At 46.9% G+C, this 17,137-nt stretch carries 11 protein-coding genes, 1 pseudogene, 1 CRISPR repeat array and 1 riboswitch; of the genes and pseudogenes, 5 read left to right on the forward strand and 7 right to left on the reverse strand.

Going from position 1 to position 17,137, the window contains the following annotated elements:
- Positions 1–116: 116 nt before the first annotated feature.
- Positions 117–1,412: a hypothetical protein gene (locus tag K331_RS0120605; protein WP_051289945.1), complete on the reverse strand. Its 1,296-nt coding sequence runs from the start codon at positions 1,410–1,412 to the stop codon at positions 117–119.
- A 305-nt stretch (positions 1,413–1,717) separates the two neighbouring features.
- Between K331_RS0120605 and K331_RS30060 the strand changes: the two genes are divergently transcribed.
- Positions 1,718–3,328, forward strand: a complete 1,611-nt coding sequence (locus tag K331_RS30060) for an Ig-like domain-containing protein (protein WP_051289946.1) — start codon at positions 1,718–1,720, stop codon at positions 3,326–3,328.
- 324 nt (positions 3,329–3,652) lie between these two features.
- On the opposite strand, the gene K331_RS0120615 is transcribed toward K331_RS30060, so the two are convergent.
- The 4 genes from K331_RS0120615 to K331_RS0120630 all read right to left on the reverse strand — a co-directional run bounded on the left by K331_RS0120615 (position 3,653) and on the right by K331_RS0120630 (position 8,984).
- Positions 3,653–5,044: a discoidin domain-containing protein gene (locus K331_RS0120615; RefSeq protein ID WP_028591757.1), complete on the reverse strand. Its 1,392-nt coding sequence runs from the start codon at positions 5,042–5,044 to the stop codon at positions 3,653–3,655.
- Between the two features lie 298 nt (positions 5,045–5,342).
- Entirely contained in the window at positions 5,343–5,957 is a 615-nt protein-coding gene (locus K331_RS0120620; protein ID WP_051289947.1) for a hypothetical protein, read from the reverse strand.
- Between the two features lie 205 nt (positions 5,958–6,162).
- Positions 6,163–6,346: riboswitch (cyclic di-AMP (ydaO/yuaA leader) on the reverse strand.
- Between the two features lie 449 nt (positions 6,347–6,795).
- Positions 6,796–7,905 carry a threonine aldolase family protein gene (locus tag K331_RS0120625; RefSeq protein ID WP_028591759.1) on the reverse strand — a complete coding sequence of 370 codons (1,110 nt, stop codon included), beginning with the start codon at positions 7,903–7,905 and terminating at the stop codon, positions 6,796–6,798.
- Between the two features lie 149 nt (positions 7,906–8,054).
- Positions 8,055–8,984: a LysR family transcriptional regulator gene (locus K331_RS0120630; RefSeq protein ID WP_028591760.1), complete on the reverse strand. Its 930-nt coding sequence runs from the start codon at positions 8,982–8,984 to the stop codon at positions 8,055–8,057.
- Positions 8,985–9,097: 113 nt separating this feature from the next.
- On the opposite strand from K331_RS0120630, the gene K331_RS0120635 reads away from it, so the two are divergent.
- On the forward strand, positions 9,098–10,396 hold the full coding sequence (locus tag K331_RS0120635; RefSeq protein WP_028591761.1) for an amino acid permease: 1,299 nt from the start codon (positions 9,098–9,100) through the stop codon (positions 10,394–10,396).
- Positions 10,397–10,620: 224 nt separating this feature from the next.
- Positions 10,621–11,051: a CRISPR direct-repeat array (repeat unit 32 nt; unit sequence GTCGCACTCTATATGAGTGCGTGGATTGAAAT).
- A 303-nt stretch (positions 11,052–11,354) separates the two neighbouring features.
- On the opposite strand, the gene K331_RS0120640 is transcribed toward K331_RS0120635, so the two are convergent.
- Positions 11,355–12,833, reverse strand: a complete 1,479-nt coding sequence (locus tag K331_RS0120640; RefSeq protein WP_318842594.1) for a transcriptional regulator — start codon at positions 12,831–12,833, stop codon at positions 11,355–11,357.
- 263 nt (positions 12,834–13,096) lie between these two features.
- On the opposite strand from K331_RS0120640, the gene K331_RS30065 reads away from it, so the two are divergent.
- From K331_RS30065 to K331_RS30075, 3 genes and pseudogenes are all read left to right on the forward strand, one after another.
- Positions 13,097–13,549, forward strand: a complete 453-nt coding sequence (locus K331_RS30065) for a hypothetical protein (RefSeq protein WP_156897692.1) — start codon at positions 13,097–13,099, stop codon at positions 13,547–13,549.
- Positions 13,550–13,885: 336 nt separating this feature from the next.
- Positions 13,886–14,383 carry a hypothetical protein gene (locus K331_RS31115; protein ID WP_051289949.1) on the forward strand — a complete coding sequence of 166 codons (498 nt, stop codon included), beginning with the start codon at positions 13,886–13,888 and terminating at the stop codon, positions 14,381–14,383.
- Positions 14,384–14,868: 485 nt separating this feature from the next.
- Positions 14,869–15,970 (forward strand): annotated as a pseudogene (locus tag K331_RS30075) (IS3 family transposase).
- A gap of 910 nt (positions 15,971–16,880) precedes the next feature.
- On the opposite strand, the gene K331_RS32515 reads toward K331_RS30075, so the two are convergent.
- Positions 16,881–17,137 (reverse strand): hypothetical protein (locus tag K331_RS32515; protein WP_211237349.1); only part of this gene is annotated, 257 nt, incomplete at its 5' end.

Consider the following 17,137-nt stretch of genomic DNA (forward strand, 5'->3'; position numbering starts at 1 on the left):
AAATCAGTCTCCATAAGTAATTTGTTAGTAAGCAATACGCAGGAGAGATAGCTTACGTGTCATTTTTTGTGATGGAGTCTCTCACGCTCCCCCCCCCATCAAAGATCCAGCATGGGTCAAGTCTGCTGAAATGTCACTGCCGTCTTGCAGCAATCCTCACAGACAAACATATAGTAAATGCCCTCTCCCAATCGCTCAATCGCCGCCCAGTCTACCTGCGCAATATGGCGCATGCTCTTCGAGCAGCATGGACACTCAGGATAATAGGCGTCCTGAATCCAGGCTGGGTGGCCACCCAGCTGTGATAGCGTTGGCTCCAGTGTCCATTCACTACCATGCAGTGCGGGACGCGGTTGCTCCGCAAGTCGATATCGTGGACCAGCAGCCAGATAGCTCTGGTCAAAGTCCTCTGGATGAAGCTCCGGCAAATAATCCGGGCGCTCATTGCTGGCACTCCATTCCGGCTCTCCGTCAGGAGTTATATCCATATAGACGGTCGTATAGCAGCTGCATAAAATGCAGGTCTGTACCTTTAACCTCGCTCCGTTCCAGGGCATTCCACCCAGAGCTGGATGGCTGGCTTCGATATCCACCAAATGCGTTAGACGTGCTCCACACCACGGACAGCTCTCAGTGGCAGGTGCTAATAGCCGAAAAGACTTCTGCGCCTGGGCTTGAGCCTGAGATAGACTCTGAGATCGAATCTGGGCTTGAGTCTGATCCCGAGCCTGATCATATCTCAGCTCGTAGCTCAAATCATCGCTCTGTTCGACATTCGCAATTATCGCATAGCTGCGCGGATGATATAGATCACGGCGCTCGCCCGCATCCGTTAATTCCCAATTCGCCGTCTTGGCGTAGTCCTGTACAGGTACATACAAGCTATCGGACCATGACGGTGCCTGCTCGCTCCAGTGCCTGAACTGCTTCACAATGACATCATCACCGATCCACGCCAGCATCATCAGCAGATGGTTCCGATTCTCCTCATCCGTCTCTACCCTCTGCATCAGTTGCCCCCTCAGCTCCGGGGAAGCATCCTTGTAGAGCATAGCCGGATCGTAGACCTCGTGCTCCAGTAGCTCTGGCAGGTATTCAGTCAAATGCAGATCATTGTAGCATACCAAGGAAGTCAGCACCTCACGGCAGATGTCTTGATCACCTTCGCGCAGATGATTCATGGCATACTCCACCATTCGTTCCTGTTCAGCCATAGATAAGGATACATAGAGCTCCTCCTTGGACTTCTCATAAGGAAGATATTCTATCAGCGGATCTCGCGGGTGCTCCGTATACATCACCTTCAGAATATCCACAGCATCCGTCACATCGGCATACAAATTCACTGTACGACGGTTCGCAGCTACATATTCCTCCCATTTTCTCCGCTCGATCCCTTGATGACAGGGCATACAATAGCCCCCTGTTTTGGCAGCGGTCGTTGGCAATATAGTTGCGGTACAATCTTCACTTTTGCACGGAATACGCTCAGTCATCCTTCGTCCCTCCAGCTTGATATTCTGGCTCTATTATCCATAATTTTGAGTTTTATTTCATCAATTACTCTGAATATACACTTAATAGAATCATAGTGAACTGCCGATATATGGAGGTAGGCGCTAAAATACGGGATATTATGGATGTATAAGTAAATCATTACTCTTGTATTTTGCGATCCGCCATTAATATCATTTAAGAACAGGAGTTGGAAGATTCGATGACAAGAGCATTATTGAGGTTGCAAGGATGGCTAGCTCTTCTCCTTTTTGCAGTGGTGCTTCTACCGACCACATCGAATGCGGCCTCGGGAGATATCACTGCCCTGACGATTGTTAACGAGAATCCCCAGAAGCTCACCGTATCCCAGACCGTACAGCTTAAAGTGATGGCTGACATCGAAGGATTGACGAGCAAGCATGACGTGACTGAGACCGTTACATGGACGACCAGCGATGCCTCCATCGTAACTGTGACCAAAGGCAAGGCCAAGGCGTTGAAGAGTGGCAAGGCCACGCTGACAGCCAGCCAGAAGGGTGCCACAGCCCAATTACACATTCAAGTGGAAGATAAGATTACCAAGATTGAAGCCTCCCCTAAATCCTATCGTTTTGCAAAAGGGGGCGTGCAGACACTGCCTAAAGTGACCATTACTCGCGGGAATGGATCTCAGGAGGATGTTACGAATTCCGTGAAATGGAACATGTCTGCCAGCAACGCTGTGCTTGAGAATGGATCATTCCGAGGTGTCACACCTGGACGAGTTACACTTGAGGGTACCTATGGCGGCAAGACCGTTAAGATTCCGATTGCGATAGAGGATGAAATCGTGCGTATAGAGGTAACTCCGACCGAGACGATTCTGAATATCAAGCAATCCAAGCCGCTAAAGGTAACTGGCTATTACAGCACTGGTAAGACAGTGGATTTATCTAAGAATATGACTTGGAAATCTTCCAACTCTTCTGTAGCTGTTGTGAAAGATGGTTCTATTAAAGCACTTGCCAAGGGAGAAACGAGGCTAACATCAGCTTGGCAAGGATTCACAGCCCAGTCAGATGTCGTAGTGGAAGAGCCTATTAAAACAATTGTGGCTTCTCCAAAATCTTATAAATTCACCAAAGGAAAAACTCAATCCCTACCAAAAGTAACAATTACGCGTACTAGTGGTTCTCAGGAAAATGTAACGAGTTCTATTAAATGGACCTTGTCAGGCAGTAATGCAGTGCTTGAGAATGGTTCGATCCGCGGGGTAACTCCTGGTCGAGTGACCTTGGTGGGTAAATATGGCGACAAGACTGTAAGAGTCCCAATTGCCATAGAGGATGAAATCGTGCGTATGGAGGTCACTCCGGCCGTGACGAACCTGAATATCAAGAAATCCAAGCCGCTAAAGGTAACTGGCTATTACAGCAGTGGTAAGACGGTGAATCTGTCCAAGCAAGTCAACTGGGTGTCCTCCAATCCGTCTGTAGCCACTGTCAAAAATGGTTCGGTGAAGACCCTCGCGCAAGGTGAAGCTACCCTTACAGGGACCTATCAGAATATGAAAGTAGTCACTGAAGTGCGGGTTGTGCCCCTTCTGAAAAAGCTCGTTGCAGGCAATAGCAAGGTCACCCTTGCACCAGGCAACAGCACCAATGTCAGCATCTTCGCCTTGTATGATACAGGTCAGAAGAACGTGGTAACCAGCAATGTGGAGTGGACCAGCTCCAAGCCCAATATTGTTACTGTCAAGAACGGTAGAATTACCGCTGTCAGCAAGGGCAAGGCTTCCGTTAAAGCCAAATGGAATAAGAAGACCATTACGATTAACATTACCGTAAATTAGGCGAAATTACTGTGAATTAGGCAGCATTGCTGTAAAATAATTAACAGACTGTCTGCCTCGCAGACTGATCTGGCACTACCAAAAAGCCGTCCCTGAAGTCATTGACTGGAGGGATGGCTTTTTAGCTTCACAAACAAAGACCGCCTCTTGATTCATGGGATGGACTACTCCATCCTTTACCAAGAAGACGGTCTCTACATGTTTTTATATCCGATTATCTGTTAAAAGAGAGAGTACGATGATTACTAGAATGCACCTTCGTGATTAAGACTTAGTTAACATTGATCCCATGATCAGCCTAATGTCTGCTCTAAGCAAGTAGCATTACTCCCCAATGACCTTCCACTCCAGAATTCCTGTTGAAGCCGGAGCCTTCGCTTCGATCACAAGACGCAGTGCACGCGTGCTGATCGCATTAAAGGAAGTACGATTGTACGTATCGACCTGAAGGCCGTAGCCGTTAGGACGCGGTACCTCAACCCAATCTGATCCATTCCAATATTGAATCGTATAGGCACTCGGTACATCAATACCTCCACCATCCTTGAACCAGTACACTTCGCTCTGTGAGAAGGTATATTCCCGGTCAAAATCATACTGGACCCATTGCGTCCCTGTCTCTGGCCAGTTACCATACACCAGACTGGAGCGATCATTGGAATGAGTCGGTTCAACGCCGTCATTCAAAGCCTGTACATTCTCCCACGGCGATGTATAAGAAGTAGATACACTGGCTTGTCCTGCCAGATTCGCTGGTTGATTAGTGACTGGTGCCGTCGGGAAGCGGGCTTGATCCTGCTTCAATTGACTCCAGGTGTAGCGTAGCATCCAAACGTCCCAATTCGTTATAGTTCTGGAATTACCTGCCCACATGATCGTTGGTACCGGGAATCCTCCTGGTGGACGCTCATGCGCCTGGTAGAAGTCAGGCAAGCCAAAGCCGTGTCCAATCTCATGCTCGATAATCTCGGATTCCTGGGCACGAAGATTGCTCAGGATGTAATCATCGGACATTCGCTGTCCCCAGTCTCCTCCGGCCCCCCCGCCAAAGTTCGCTGTCCCCCACAAATACATGTCGAAGCGCTTGTCCAGACCACCTGGATAGACGTATCTCGAATTGTGGAAGTTCTCAAAGCGCGACAATTCTCTTGGCGCTACTGGCAGCTGTGCCGGAATACGAGGATCGGATTGACTCAGGTCATCCCGAATCGTATCCGTGTAGACGATCTCATCAGGCTGCCTGTCCAGAATTTGTCTGGAGTCAGCTACGGCCCAGCCTACAATCTTGACTGGTATATGTCCATATGGCCAGCCATCGTAGCCCTCCAGATGCTTGGTCCAATTGTTAATCTGCCGCTCCATCATACTCGCCATGTTCTGGCGCTGCTCGCGTGTCAGGTTCTTGCTTGACTGCCAGCGGACCACGTAATTCAAGGTTCCTTTGCCTGCATAGATCTGATCGAAGATCAGATTTTTACGGCTTACGGAATCCTCCACCAGCATCCGATTCGTATACACCCACTCAATCGAAGGGCGCAGCGCCGTGGGCATGCTATCTACTGCTGCTTGCAGCGAAGCGTCTCCAATCGAAGCCTCTCGGGAGGCAGACACCTGCATGTTCTCCTCAGCTGCTGCAGTACCGGCATCGAGAGCCATTCCCGTCAACAGCAGACTGGTTGATAGTACAGCTAGACAAGCTTTCTTTCTTATCCTCACTAGTAATCCCTCCACCCAGATTTTGGTAAAATGCTAACTCTACGTCGGATCATCCTTTCTAGCTGTCTCTTACTACTAAAATCTTCATTATGTATCATCCGAGCATACAGAAGCGTATGCAGACGATAATGCCGACAACATTCTCTCTGGGGGCAGAAAGTAAAACCATAGGCATCATCGCTGCAATACACTTAAAAAAGAAGCCATGCTCTAGCATAGCTTCTTTCATTTTACATTAAATCTCAAATTTTGGAATAGATTATTTATATTTCCTTGTGAAAATTTATAGAATAAGTGGCTACATCGTCTCCGTATGTAGGATCGCATCAGCCCGATGGCAATAGAGAACGTCATCAGCACCCAGACTCTTGTACATGAGCCGGGAATGCCTGGAATCTGTAATAACTATTAGCGGCCCACACGTCCATGAACGGCAAATTTGAATATACCGTGAGCACTGTGTCAGGCTACGCTCGAAGATATACAGCTTTTTGACCGGGAAAGAGGGAACTACCCATGTATGCTCATGTCTGGTGTTCACGATGATTGTATGCTCGACACCAAGGCGCTCCAGTCGGGTCTTCTCCTCCGCATTGTTGGTCAGACCAGCGACCTTTTCCCCCCTGTATCTCAGCAGCTTAATGAACTCCTCGCCCTCACTTGTCGGAGCACAGACCACAATGTAGCCTTCCTTCTGCAGCTTGTCATGGTCTATCGCTCTGGTGCTGGTGCCTGTACAGGAGCTTCCGGAGTCGTAGCCGTCGTCATGATCCGCTCCCTCCTCCTTTCTCTGTTCACAGCCGGGGCCTTCCGTCGTTACCGTGGGCATTCCCGCTTCCTTTCTATTCAAGGTAGTAGTAGATTGCACTACTGTCCGCTTCGACGTCCCGCGTCCTGTTCGCTCCATTTTCATTACTAAGCACTCCTTCGTTGTACAATCCGTTCCATATATTTAGCCTCTTGATTAAGCAATCGGTACTACTACAGACAAGGACCTGGTCCTCACCCTTGCAGCTGTAACGAACACTCGCTCTAACCACGCATTCAGATTCATATAAATGCACAGCAAAAAACCACAAAGGGTATCCTCTGTGGCTCCAACGGCGGTCACATTGTATTCATCCCCTCTACATACGCTTACGAGGTTAGCTGACGGATTCGGGCGGTAAGAGTCGCCCTACCTGTCAAGATGCCAACTGCATCTATTCAGGATTCACCCCATAATGGCCAGATCTAAGACAATGAAGTAGCCATTGATTGGTTCCCCCGCTTTCCATGACGGAAATTAAGCGGCTTGCGTATTCAATTCGTGGAAACAGCTAAAATATACTCCCAACGCGGTGCAAAGTAAACCTCGATTCCGGTCAGAATTAACGATATTTCACGCTAAAACCGTACAAGGCCATCACAAAGGGCGTATGATCTTTGTTTCTCTCGATTTTGCTACATCTCTAGGGGCAGCAAGCTTGCAGTCGGATACTTTCGTCCAACCTGAGCCCCCAGTCATTAAAATCAAATTTGATCAATGCACTATTACCTTTACCAGATGAAATAGGGGTGTAAAGCCGCTGCAAGCGGGGAGCCCTGTCGACCATTGTTAAGCTTGCTGTTCTTTCGAACGAAATTGAAAAGCTGATGAACAGCAAGCTTAAAGATGGGCACTCCGTTTCTCTAGGGCTTCCCCGCTTTCCGCTAACCACTCTCTCTACAAGATCATTCAAATTCAAAAACGTATACGGTCAAGATACTAGTTACTTACCTAGCTCTTCCATGAGCTCTCTTAGAGCCTGATCCAGCAGACGGAAGCCCTCGTGCAAGCGATCTTTAGGAATATCGGCGTAACGATCGCCTAGACTCAGCTCGTAGTAGCAGCTATTCTCACCTGTCGCATGCAGATATGGAGTGAAGCCTATACCAGACTGCTCCATGACGGCTATCAGAATCGGCTCCAGCTCTTGCTGCGACACCTCGAAGTGAACGTGGAACATGTTCGATACCGGCACCTCCGGTAGCGTGCGCGTGGCGTGACAGGCATTGAACTGAGCTGCTGCTTCCTTTGCCTTAAGGTAATAATGCTCCATTCTGCCCATGCGCTGTGTCAGGTAATAGTCTGCGCTCAGAATGTAAGGATACAGGCTGATCAGGTCTCCACCGTACCTTCTCTTCCAGCGCTTGGATTCGTCTATGAAGTCAGCACTTCCGGTTAGAATTGCACCAGCAACACTGCCGACACCTTTATAGAAGGAAATATATACACTATCAAATAAGCTGCATAGCTCTGCGACAGATTTACCATAGTAATGTGTTACCTCCAGCAGTCTGGCGCCATCCAGATGCAGCCGGATATTCTGGTCGCGGCAGTAATCCGCAATCGCCACCAGCTCCTCATAGGAGGGAAGCTGACCGCCAATCTCACGCTGGGGCAGCTCCAGCAGCAGACAGGACACGGGCGTATCCAGTGCTTGCACATCCTCCAACGTAATCAGACGATGCTCATCAGCCAGCAAAATAGGCTCAATATGATGTAGCTCCTTCAGTCCATCCTCCTCATGAATCTCCAGATGGCACAGTGAATGATAAGCCACCCGCTTGAGGTTGGCCTGATCACACCATATGCGCAGGGCAATCTGCTGCGCCATCGTCCCACTGGGAAAGAACACCGCCGCTTCCTTCCCGGTCAGCTGTGCAAGACGGTGCTCGAAATTCTCAATAATCTCTCCTTTGCCATACATATCGCTATCCAACTCAGGGTCCAGTTGCTCCAACGCTTCGGTAAGTACACGAAGCTTCCGGTCATGATGGCCGCCGAGCGGGTAAGGTGCCTGACGATAGGCTTCTCTTAACGAGGACAAGTCCTTCATATTGAATACACTCCTTCGAATGCCATAATGAATATTTTTCATGAGAAATCATGCGGGTCAGCCCGCTGAGTGACTTTTGGTGACTTTTGGTGACTTCAGGTGACTTCAGGTCACTCTAGGTCACTCTAGGTCACTACAGGCTGTCTGTCTTATAGATTCGTCACCTGTGCCAGTTCCGCCTGCTCCTCGCGCCACCGTGGTGCATGCTGCCTCACCGTCTCAAGGAAGGCCAGCATAGCCTGGGATTGCCACTTCTTCGTATGGTATACCAGTTGAGTAGCCACCCGTTGCCCATCATCGTTCCAGTTCAAGCGCACCAGCTTGCCATCCTGTATTTCCTTCTGGACGGTGATATAGGGGAGGAAGGACAAGCCTAATCCATTCGCTACGCATTGCTTGATAGCCTCGATGCTCCAGAACTCAAGACTCGGATCAGGTACGATTCCGGATTGATGCAGATGCTTCTCAAATAAAGTCCGGTAGGAGCAGCCTGACTCGGTGAACAGAATGCTCTCTTCCTTCAGCTGTCCGGGCTCCACCATTAGGGCACTCGAAAGTGGATGATTCGGAGCAGCGATAAGCGCCATGTTCTCATGTACCAGCGTCTCGATATGCAGATCCCTCTCCTCTGCCTCTGGCTGGAGGATAAAGGCTACGTCCAGGTCACCTGCTCGAATGAGGGACAGCATTTCCCAGCATAACCCTGGCTTCAAAATAATGCGCACCTGCGGATACCGCTCCCGGTATTCTCGAATAATCGAAGGTAGACGAAAGGCAGCCAGAGACTCTGGCGCACCGATACGAATCGTCCCACTCGTCTCCACATCCGTGCTAAGAGCATTCTCTGCCATGGCGTGCATACGGTAGATTTCCTGTGCATACGGAAGCAATCGCTCTCCTGCTGTAGTGAGACGAATTGTACGACCAATACGGTCAAAAAGGGGTTTCCCCAGCTCATTTTCCAGAGCCTGAATCTGCGAGGTAATACTAGATTGTGCATAATCCAGCTTCAATGCGGCTTTGGTAAAGCTGCCCGTCTCGACAACGACCAGAAAGGTGAATAAATGTCGGGATTCGATGCTGATCAGTCCTTCCATCGGTTTTTCGAATGGAAAACATTCAAAACTTCCGTTTTTCAGATGGGTATATTGTCTGTTACGCTGATAAAAAAAGCAAGAGAGGAATAACGCTAATGACATCCCAATCCAAGCTACTCCACAAGACCATCGGAATGCCGCAGGCGATCGCCCTGTATATCAGTGCGGTGCTAGGCTCCGGCATCCTGCTCGTACCGGGGCTGGCCGCCGAGGTGGCTGGTCCTGCCTCATTGGCAGCCTGGGGGCTGATGATTGTACTGATTCTACCGATGGCTCTCAGTATGGGGCTGCTTTCCGCCAAATACCCCAATGCCGGGGGCGTATCCCATTATGTAACGCTAGCTTTCGGTGAACGGGCTGGGGCATTGATCGGCTGGTTCTTCCTGATGTCCGTACCGATTGGCGCACCTGTAGCCGCCTTGACTGGTGCTGGCTATCTGACCTCCGCCCTCGGGCTTGGCGAGACAGCGCGTATCATCATTGCCGCTATCACCATCGTGGTCGCGCTGCTGATCAACTGGATCGGCATGAAGCTCGCCGGACGCATCCAGGTGGCCGTCGTCCTGTCTATTACAGCCGTACTGCTGTTCACCTTCATAGCAGCGATTCCCTACATGTCCGTGGAGCATCTGACCCCCTTCGCGCCGCATGGCTGGACCAGTGTCGGTCAGGCTGGAGCGCTGCTGTTCTGGTGCTTCATCGGCTGGGAGGCTGTGTCCCATCTGTCTGAGGAATTCAAGGACCCGCAACGCGCCGCCATTCGCGGAGTGACCATCGCCGCGCTGCTCGTAGGTGTCCTGTATTTCATGACAGCACTGGCTACAGTAGCTACTAATAGCTATATTATTGCAGGCTCAGATGCATCCCTGATCTGGATCATCAGCCAGCCGCTTGGCATTTACGGAGCTGTGCTGACCGGGGCTACAGGCTTGTTCATCTGCATGGCTACGATCATTGCCTACGTCGGCGCGTCCTCCAGAGTCGCCTATGCCCTGGCCAGACAAGGAGCAGCCCCTCGCTGGATGGGCAAGCTGTCCAGCAAGTATCTTACACCAATAGGAGCGTTGGGGTTCCTAAGCCTCTGCTTCATCCTTGTCCTGTTCCTGTATGGCAGTGGGCTCGTATCGCTAACAACCCTCATCCAGCTACCGAATGCCTCCTTTATCCTGACCTATCTGGGTGGCTGTGCTGCAGGGGTGCGTCTCCTGAAGGGCAATCGCTTCGGCCAATGGATTAGCGGTATCTCCTTCGTAGCCACAGCTGTCGTGTTCCCTTTCACAGGCTGGGCGATGCTGTACCCGGGAGTCGTGCTGCTGGTGTTCGCACTTATTCGCTGGCTGCGGGCACGAAAATCCATCATTGTTGATGAAAAAGGTGCACAGACCCGAGCGTAGCCGAGTAACGGAGCGGAAGATAGATAGCGGGTGGAATGATGAGGTGCGAATGCCAAGCTCACATGATTTTCCCGGAGGATTCGCACCTCAGATTTTGTCGAATCGAAGTCGAATGTGAATAAAATGTGAATAAGATCTATTTTTAAAGCCGGGGAAGATTTCCATTTGAACGGATGTACGGTAAAATAGGAGCTGGATGAAGCGTATTTACGATGTTTTCCGCTGTCGCACTCTACTTGAGTGCGTGGATTGAAATTGTGTCCACGAAAACAGAGAATACCTGATCTGCGTCGCACTCTATATGAGTGCGTGGATTGAAATCAATGTGATGAGGGAGGTACACAACCGTGAATGTAGGTCGCACTCTATATGAGTGCGTGGATTGAAATCTGAGCACACGCATGGTACCTAACCTGATTGTGGTCGCACTCTATATGAGTGCGTGGATTGAAATCTTGATGACCCGTTTTTCCAGGTCTTCACTGTCAAGTCGCACTCTATATGAGTGCGTGGATTGAAATACGTTGACAGAGGTAATGATTGCACAGTCCTCCTAGTCGCACTCTATATGAGTGCGTGGATTGAAATCCTAACCCATTAGCAGCTTCTTCCGCTTGTGCCTTGTCGCACTCTATATGAGTGCGTGGATTGAAATAGGCAAAGTAATACGAAGCGGCATAGATGCTCCGAGTCGCACTCTACTTGTGTGCCCATTTTCCAAACCTTCTTTACCAGATCTTAAACAAACGAAAAAAATCACAAAAGAACTCCCTTAGCCACCAACAAATGGCTAGCTCGGAGTCCTTTATGTAATTTTCATATTTCCTTATAAGGTCTTATATCTATTTCAGCTTTATAGTTATTACGTTACAAAATTCAAGCTCCACCAATGGGATCGTATAACGGGGTAATCTGATGAACATTCGTCTGCGTCGGGGTAGCCCCCAAAAACAAAAAACTACTCGCCAAGATTAACAGCACCATTTTTTTCAACACGATCTAACCACACCTTTCCAACAAATTTTGAATACTCCTCTTGCACTTCACGACCTACATAAGAGCGGAAATGCTCAAACATACCTATACTGTTCAAATAACAAGTCTCATTTCGCATGATATGATAGCTTTTCATTGAGACCATTAAATGTTTAAAGCCCTCATCATATACAGCTCGATGTAAAAAATAATAAGCTAGCTCATAGCTCAAACGTGCGTGCTGCTCAGGTATGACTTGCTTGGAATACAGATCTTCAGATGGCTGCTGCACAAAAGAATCAAGGAACTTTTTACAACGATTAAGTATACCATCTGCATCTAGATGATACTTATTTACGGCGAGCATCAGGTTCAAAAGTCTAGTAATCATTCCTTGATCAGCTTCATCAATGGACCTAGCAATGTATTCAACATAGTTGTTATACACACTTAAATCTCCAGATAGAAGCTTATATACGTAAGTATTACCTTCTGCCCAATTCCGAAATAGTCTTAACCAATGTTGGCTATCCTCATCCTTTTCCAAAACCCATTCTAAATTAGAATAGGCGTAGGTATGTTGTAGAGCCCCCTCATAATCACCTTTTACTTCACAGGAGCCTGAGCAAAGCAAATCAGCATAAGCAACATACAAGAACAAAGGACGACTTAGTAAGATAGTTGGCTCATCCTGTCTTCGGTTCGCTTGCTGGTGTTTTATCGAATACTGGATTTTTGCTTTCTCCTTCATTTTATTCGCTACTTCTTCCACCTTATCCCATTCACGCAAAGATCGGTAAACGTTGGCCAAATCCTTTAATGCATCAAGCTGCTCTATCTCATTCAGACGCTCAACAAAAACTTCAAATAATATAGCTGTCCTGAAATTGATCGCCGGATCATCACCAATTCTAATCTTGAACAGCCTGTACTGGCACACTGCAAGTCGTTCAGAATGCTGGTGTTTCTCGCTAAAAGCGACATTTTCATACAGAATCTTCGCTGCGGCATAATGCTCTTGCGCAAAAAACTCCTCTGCCAACTCAAACACTAGACCTGCATAGTAGGTTACATTCTCCATGAGCACATTTGCCACTTGGGCTATACAGTCCAATCGGTTCAGTTCCATACAGCGCTGTAGGAATGCCTTGGCTCTGCGCCAATCCACGGATGCCTCCAGCAAGGATTCTTGTATATATCGACTGTAAAAATAATCCTCTGGCTTCTCCATAGCCCTCGTAACACAATCCAACTGATGTACAGACATTGTGCGGTTGCTCATCAGCATCCCACTGATCGTCCCTGCATTCAGCCCTGCTATTGAAGCAAATTGACTCATGTTCAGGCTAAGCTTGTGTAAATAATCCTGAATTTCTGTCCGAATCGTAGGTGTGATTTGCATCAAAAACCACCCTTTCAACGTCAACTCGAAACGAATAGTGCTAATTATGATATTTCGCAATATGTACTTCACTCTTGCTTAACTATTCATATTATACCAAGTTATGGAACTATTGTATACCCCAAAATGACTTATTTAAGTAATTTTGTTGTTTTTAAGTATCTTTTTTTTCACAAATACATCTCACATTATCCACAAAATGATGGTCACAATCAACGAGATTGCCACCATACAGATAGACACAATATGCCTTCTTGTACCTCTAATGTATTTCCATCAAAAAAAGTGCGAATCCCGAATAGCCCCATAAGTAACAGGCCGAAGTGGATAAGTCACCAATTCCACCGAACAAAGGTCATAAATCAGTTACGGCACCGCGACAGGTCAACGGGAGCGGGAATAGTGAAAGAGTATCTAGAGACCGTTCGGCAATTTCTGCAAATTGGATTCGTACAGAGGGAAGCCAGTTACACAGGCAAGTGAGTATTCAATCAACCAATTCGATCAGCAAGCAGACTGAAAGTGTCGCTATATACAATGTGAGCAAGGAAGCTGAGCTCACCCGCAAGGACGCAATGCTGACAATGGTAATGGAACGACTATCATCCATTCAACGCGAAGTTATAGAGCGGAGCTTCTTGGATCATGAAGGTGAGTTCGATGACATCATCGCCGGGGAAATGCACATGAGCGACCGCCGATTGCGTGAAATAAAGCAGGCCGCTCTTGATATGCTGTTCGGGTATAAAGATGATGCGACCAGCTCCGTCGTGTAAAAAGGGGTTCCGGTTTTTGCCGGAATCTTGCCGCTTAGTTGCCGTTCGTTGGACTTTAGGCATGTTATATTTGTAATGTGGAAATCGAGCGAGAATGAAACGCACAGCTGCACAAGGCAGCACATGACTGGGGCGTTCCTCTTCTCGCCTTTTCTTGTGCGCATCAAAAAGGAATAACTGACACAGAATTTCTAGACTTGCTCTATGATTGTTCTACTTTGCATAAAAAGGAAAATTATATATAATCATTACAGCGTTGTAATAAATAAAAAAGGAAAATATTGTATTATGACATCGGTACAAATATTTACATATTTTATAAGGAGGAAGAATTAAATGATGAGAAAGAAAAGAATGTGTGCATCTGCATTATTGGTGGCAATGATTTCTCTTACTACAGTGGTGCCAGCTTCTGCAGCCGAGTCAGTGACGTCTCATTCCGCTCAAACATCTGTAGGATCTGTAACACAAGAAGCATCAACTATTAAAACAAGAATAATTGACGAGCAAGTGATTTTTCCTATGGACGATTCGCCTATCAGAAGTGCTGTACACCGCGGATACGCCGCCTACACTGGTAAGTTTACATTGAGCCCCAATAATGGAAAACACATGAATATTTATGTGAAAAACAGTAGTTCTTCACCGGTGTATGTAGTGATCAGCCGAAATGGAACTGAGATCCACTCTGATTATCAGTTAGGTGCTGGGAGCCAAAAAACATTCTATTTTGAGGAACTTGTTGCTTCTGGTTTAAGTGGAGATTGGGAAGTGTACATCTACAACAGAACTGGTGCTCAATATGATCTGAACATAAATGCGCGACAATTCTAAAAAGATTTAATATAACCTGCTTTTAAAGTGAAATAGTGAGCAAATCAGAGGAAACGGTGTGTTGATTCGACGTGATCGATCTTCACCCGTTTTCACTTCCTTGACCCTGATTTTACATAATCAGTAAAATGGTCTTGTTCTTCCTCTCTTGTTACTAAGTGCATATGCTTTTAAAGCAAAGAGCGCAGCGTTTTTGCAGCGGACCACACGGACGCCAGATCTTAATAAGTGTTATAGTAGCAGCAGAAATCGTTATTTTTTATGCCAGAAACGTAATTCAACCAGCCAAAGTCGTTCCTTCACTGGACGGCTTTTTTATTGCTCAAGGAGAGTGATTTCATGAAGCTCATAAAGTGGCTCATTAATATAACAGTAGCCAGATCTCCAGTTCGAAATAGGGGTGTGGATTCGGCTACACTTAGTTGGACAGAAAAAATAAAGGCTTGTAGAATACAACCTATCACATGAAGGAGCACAACTCTACAATGCCAAAACAACAACGACGTACGTTTACTGCAGAATTCAAGAAGCAAATGATTCAGCTCTATGAAAACGGGAAATCCAGAGCAGCGATTGTGGAGGAATATGGCCTCACGGCTTCTGCTTTAGACCGCTGGATCAAGCAAACTCAGACAACGGGCTCCTTCAAAGAGAAGGACAATCGCTCCTCCGAAGACAACGAGCTCATCACCTTACGAAAGGAGAACCAGCGGCTGATAATGGAGGTAGATATTTTAAAGCAAGCCGCGCTGAACATGGGACGAAAGTAGCTATCATCCAGAATAACCGTGATAAATACTCGGTATCAGCAATGTGTGACGTCCTGAAAAGAAGAACCTTTTACTATGAAGCGCAAGAACCATCGAATGAAGATGAGATCACTTGAGCTATTAAGGAGATCTTTCATAAAATCGAAAAACTACGGTACACGCAAGATCAAAGTCTAGCTCCAAGAACAAGGCTTTGTCGTGTCCAGACGTCGAATTGGCCGATCATGAAAGAGCAGGGGCTGGTTTCCACCTATACAATCGCTCCGATAAGCCCCACAAAACAGCCTGCAATGAAGCAGAGACGGCAAATGTCCTGGCACGTAAATTTGAGCAGACGGAAGAGAGGCGCTTCGTTGTTAGCGATCTAACGTATTTTAAGGGTTCAGAATCGGTGGCATTACATTTACGTGCTGATCGACTTATTCAATCGAGAAATCATTGGTCGTAGTGCTGGTCCAAATAAGGACACTGCTCTGATTTCCCGCGCCTTTGCTACCGTACAGGGGGATCTGCGTCAAATATAGTGGTTTCATACAGACCGTGGCAGTGAGTATAAAAACGTAAAGATGAACGAGCTCTTTGAAACCGTCGCTCGCTTAGCATGAATGGCTGTCCCTACGACAATGCGGTGGCTGAAGCCACCTATAAAGTCATGAAAACAAAGTTTATTAACCAGATGAGCTTCCAAAACCTTCGTCATCTCGAAATAGAATTATGCGATTACGTAAACTGGTTTAACAAGCATCGAGTTCACGGAACACTGGGATACATGACACCTGTTCAGTACCGCAAAGAAGCCCTTAAAAAAGCTGTTTGATTTACTGCTGACAATCCATGTCGCACTCTCTATGAGTACGTGGATTGAAATAGGTCCGTCTCGCCCTGATTTACGGAAGGCAATTGGTCGTACTCTCCATAAGTGCGATGATTAAATAACATTTTGTAATACATCGTCTCAACAAAGTTTCGATCTTCAATTGTAAAACAATAAGTTATGGATACTGCTGTTAGACACATCTTTCCAGAGAGGATTGTTGCAATTGAAAAACTTTATTATAAATATAATCCTTACATTTTTCACCGCGCTCTTCGCCATGTATATACTTTCTGGAAAAGTAGGGGGAGATGGTTTAATCGTTAGCTTTATAAGCGCAGGAGTAATAGCACTAGGTTATTGGGTTGTGTATTTAATAAAGAAGATGCGTAAATGAAGCCACTGACTCGATTCCTAATTCTACATGCACTTAATTCCTATTGTTCGGTGTATATTGCATGCTGTCAAAAAAATTTTGAACATCCCAACGAAAAGACTAAGGAATTCTCGGTCTGATGAGGCTGGATTCGGATATATGATGGATGCTATGTTCATCCAACCAATTACCTAAACGCTTCAGTTACTCAGATATCGATCAACGGGTCTTCGTTCTCCTAATCGTTTCTCCAGTTCGTGTATGCGAGCGTTAGCTCCTAAAAATCCCCTGATGCCGTTCCTCCCCCCTCTTTGGTAAGTTTACTACTGTATTCCAACACCCTTTGCAACGTCAGTGAATTGGCTCTCAATCAAACTCGCAAGAATAACTATCATTTCTTTTGTTGACTCATCTCCACCAATCCAATCGTGAAGCCACTTCACTGCTAAAACTCTACCTAACTCCTTTTTACACTGGAATCTATGTATACCCGTTTTCGTTGCTAGCAGAATGCCGAGATTTGGCATAAAGTCACGTTTACATTCCCTTGAATTCCGACACCTGCTGAATAGAATAGGTTGGTGCGAATGCCAAGCTCACATGATTTTCCCGGGGGATTCGCACCTCAGATTTTGTCGAATCGAAGTCGAATGTGAATAAAATGTGAACAAGAGTCGTTTCCAAGATAAATGCCCTCTTCCATTTTGACGGATATACGGTAAAATAGGTGCTGGATACAGCGTTTATACGATGTTTTCCGCTGTCGCACTCTACTTGAGTGCGTGGATTGAAAT

The sequence above is a fragment of the Paenibacillus massiliensis subsp. panacisoli DSM 21345 genome, assembly GCF_000426545.1.
Lineage (GTDB): Bacteria > Bacillota > Bacilli > Paenibacillales > Paenibacillaceae > Paenibacillus > Paenibacillus panacisoli.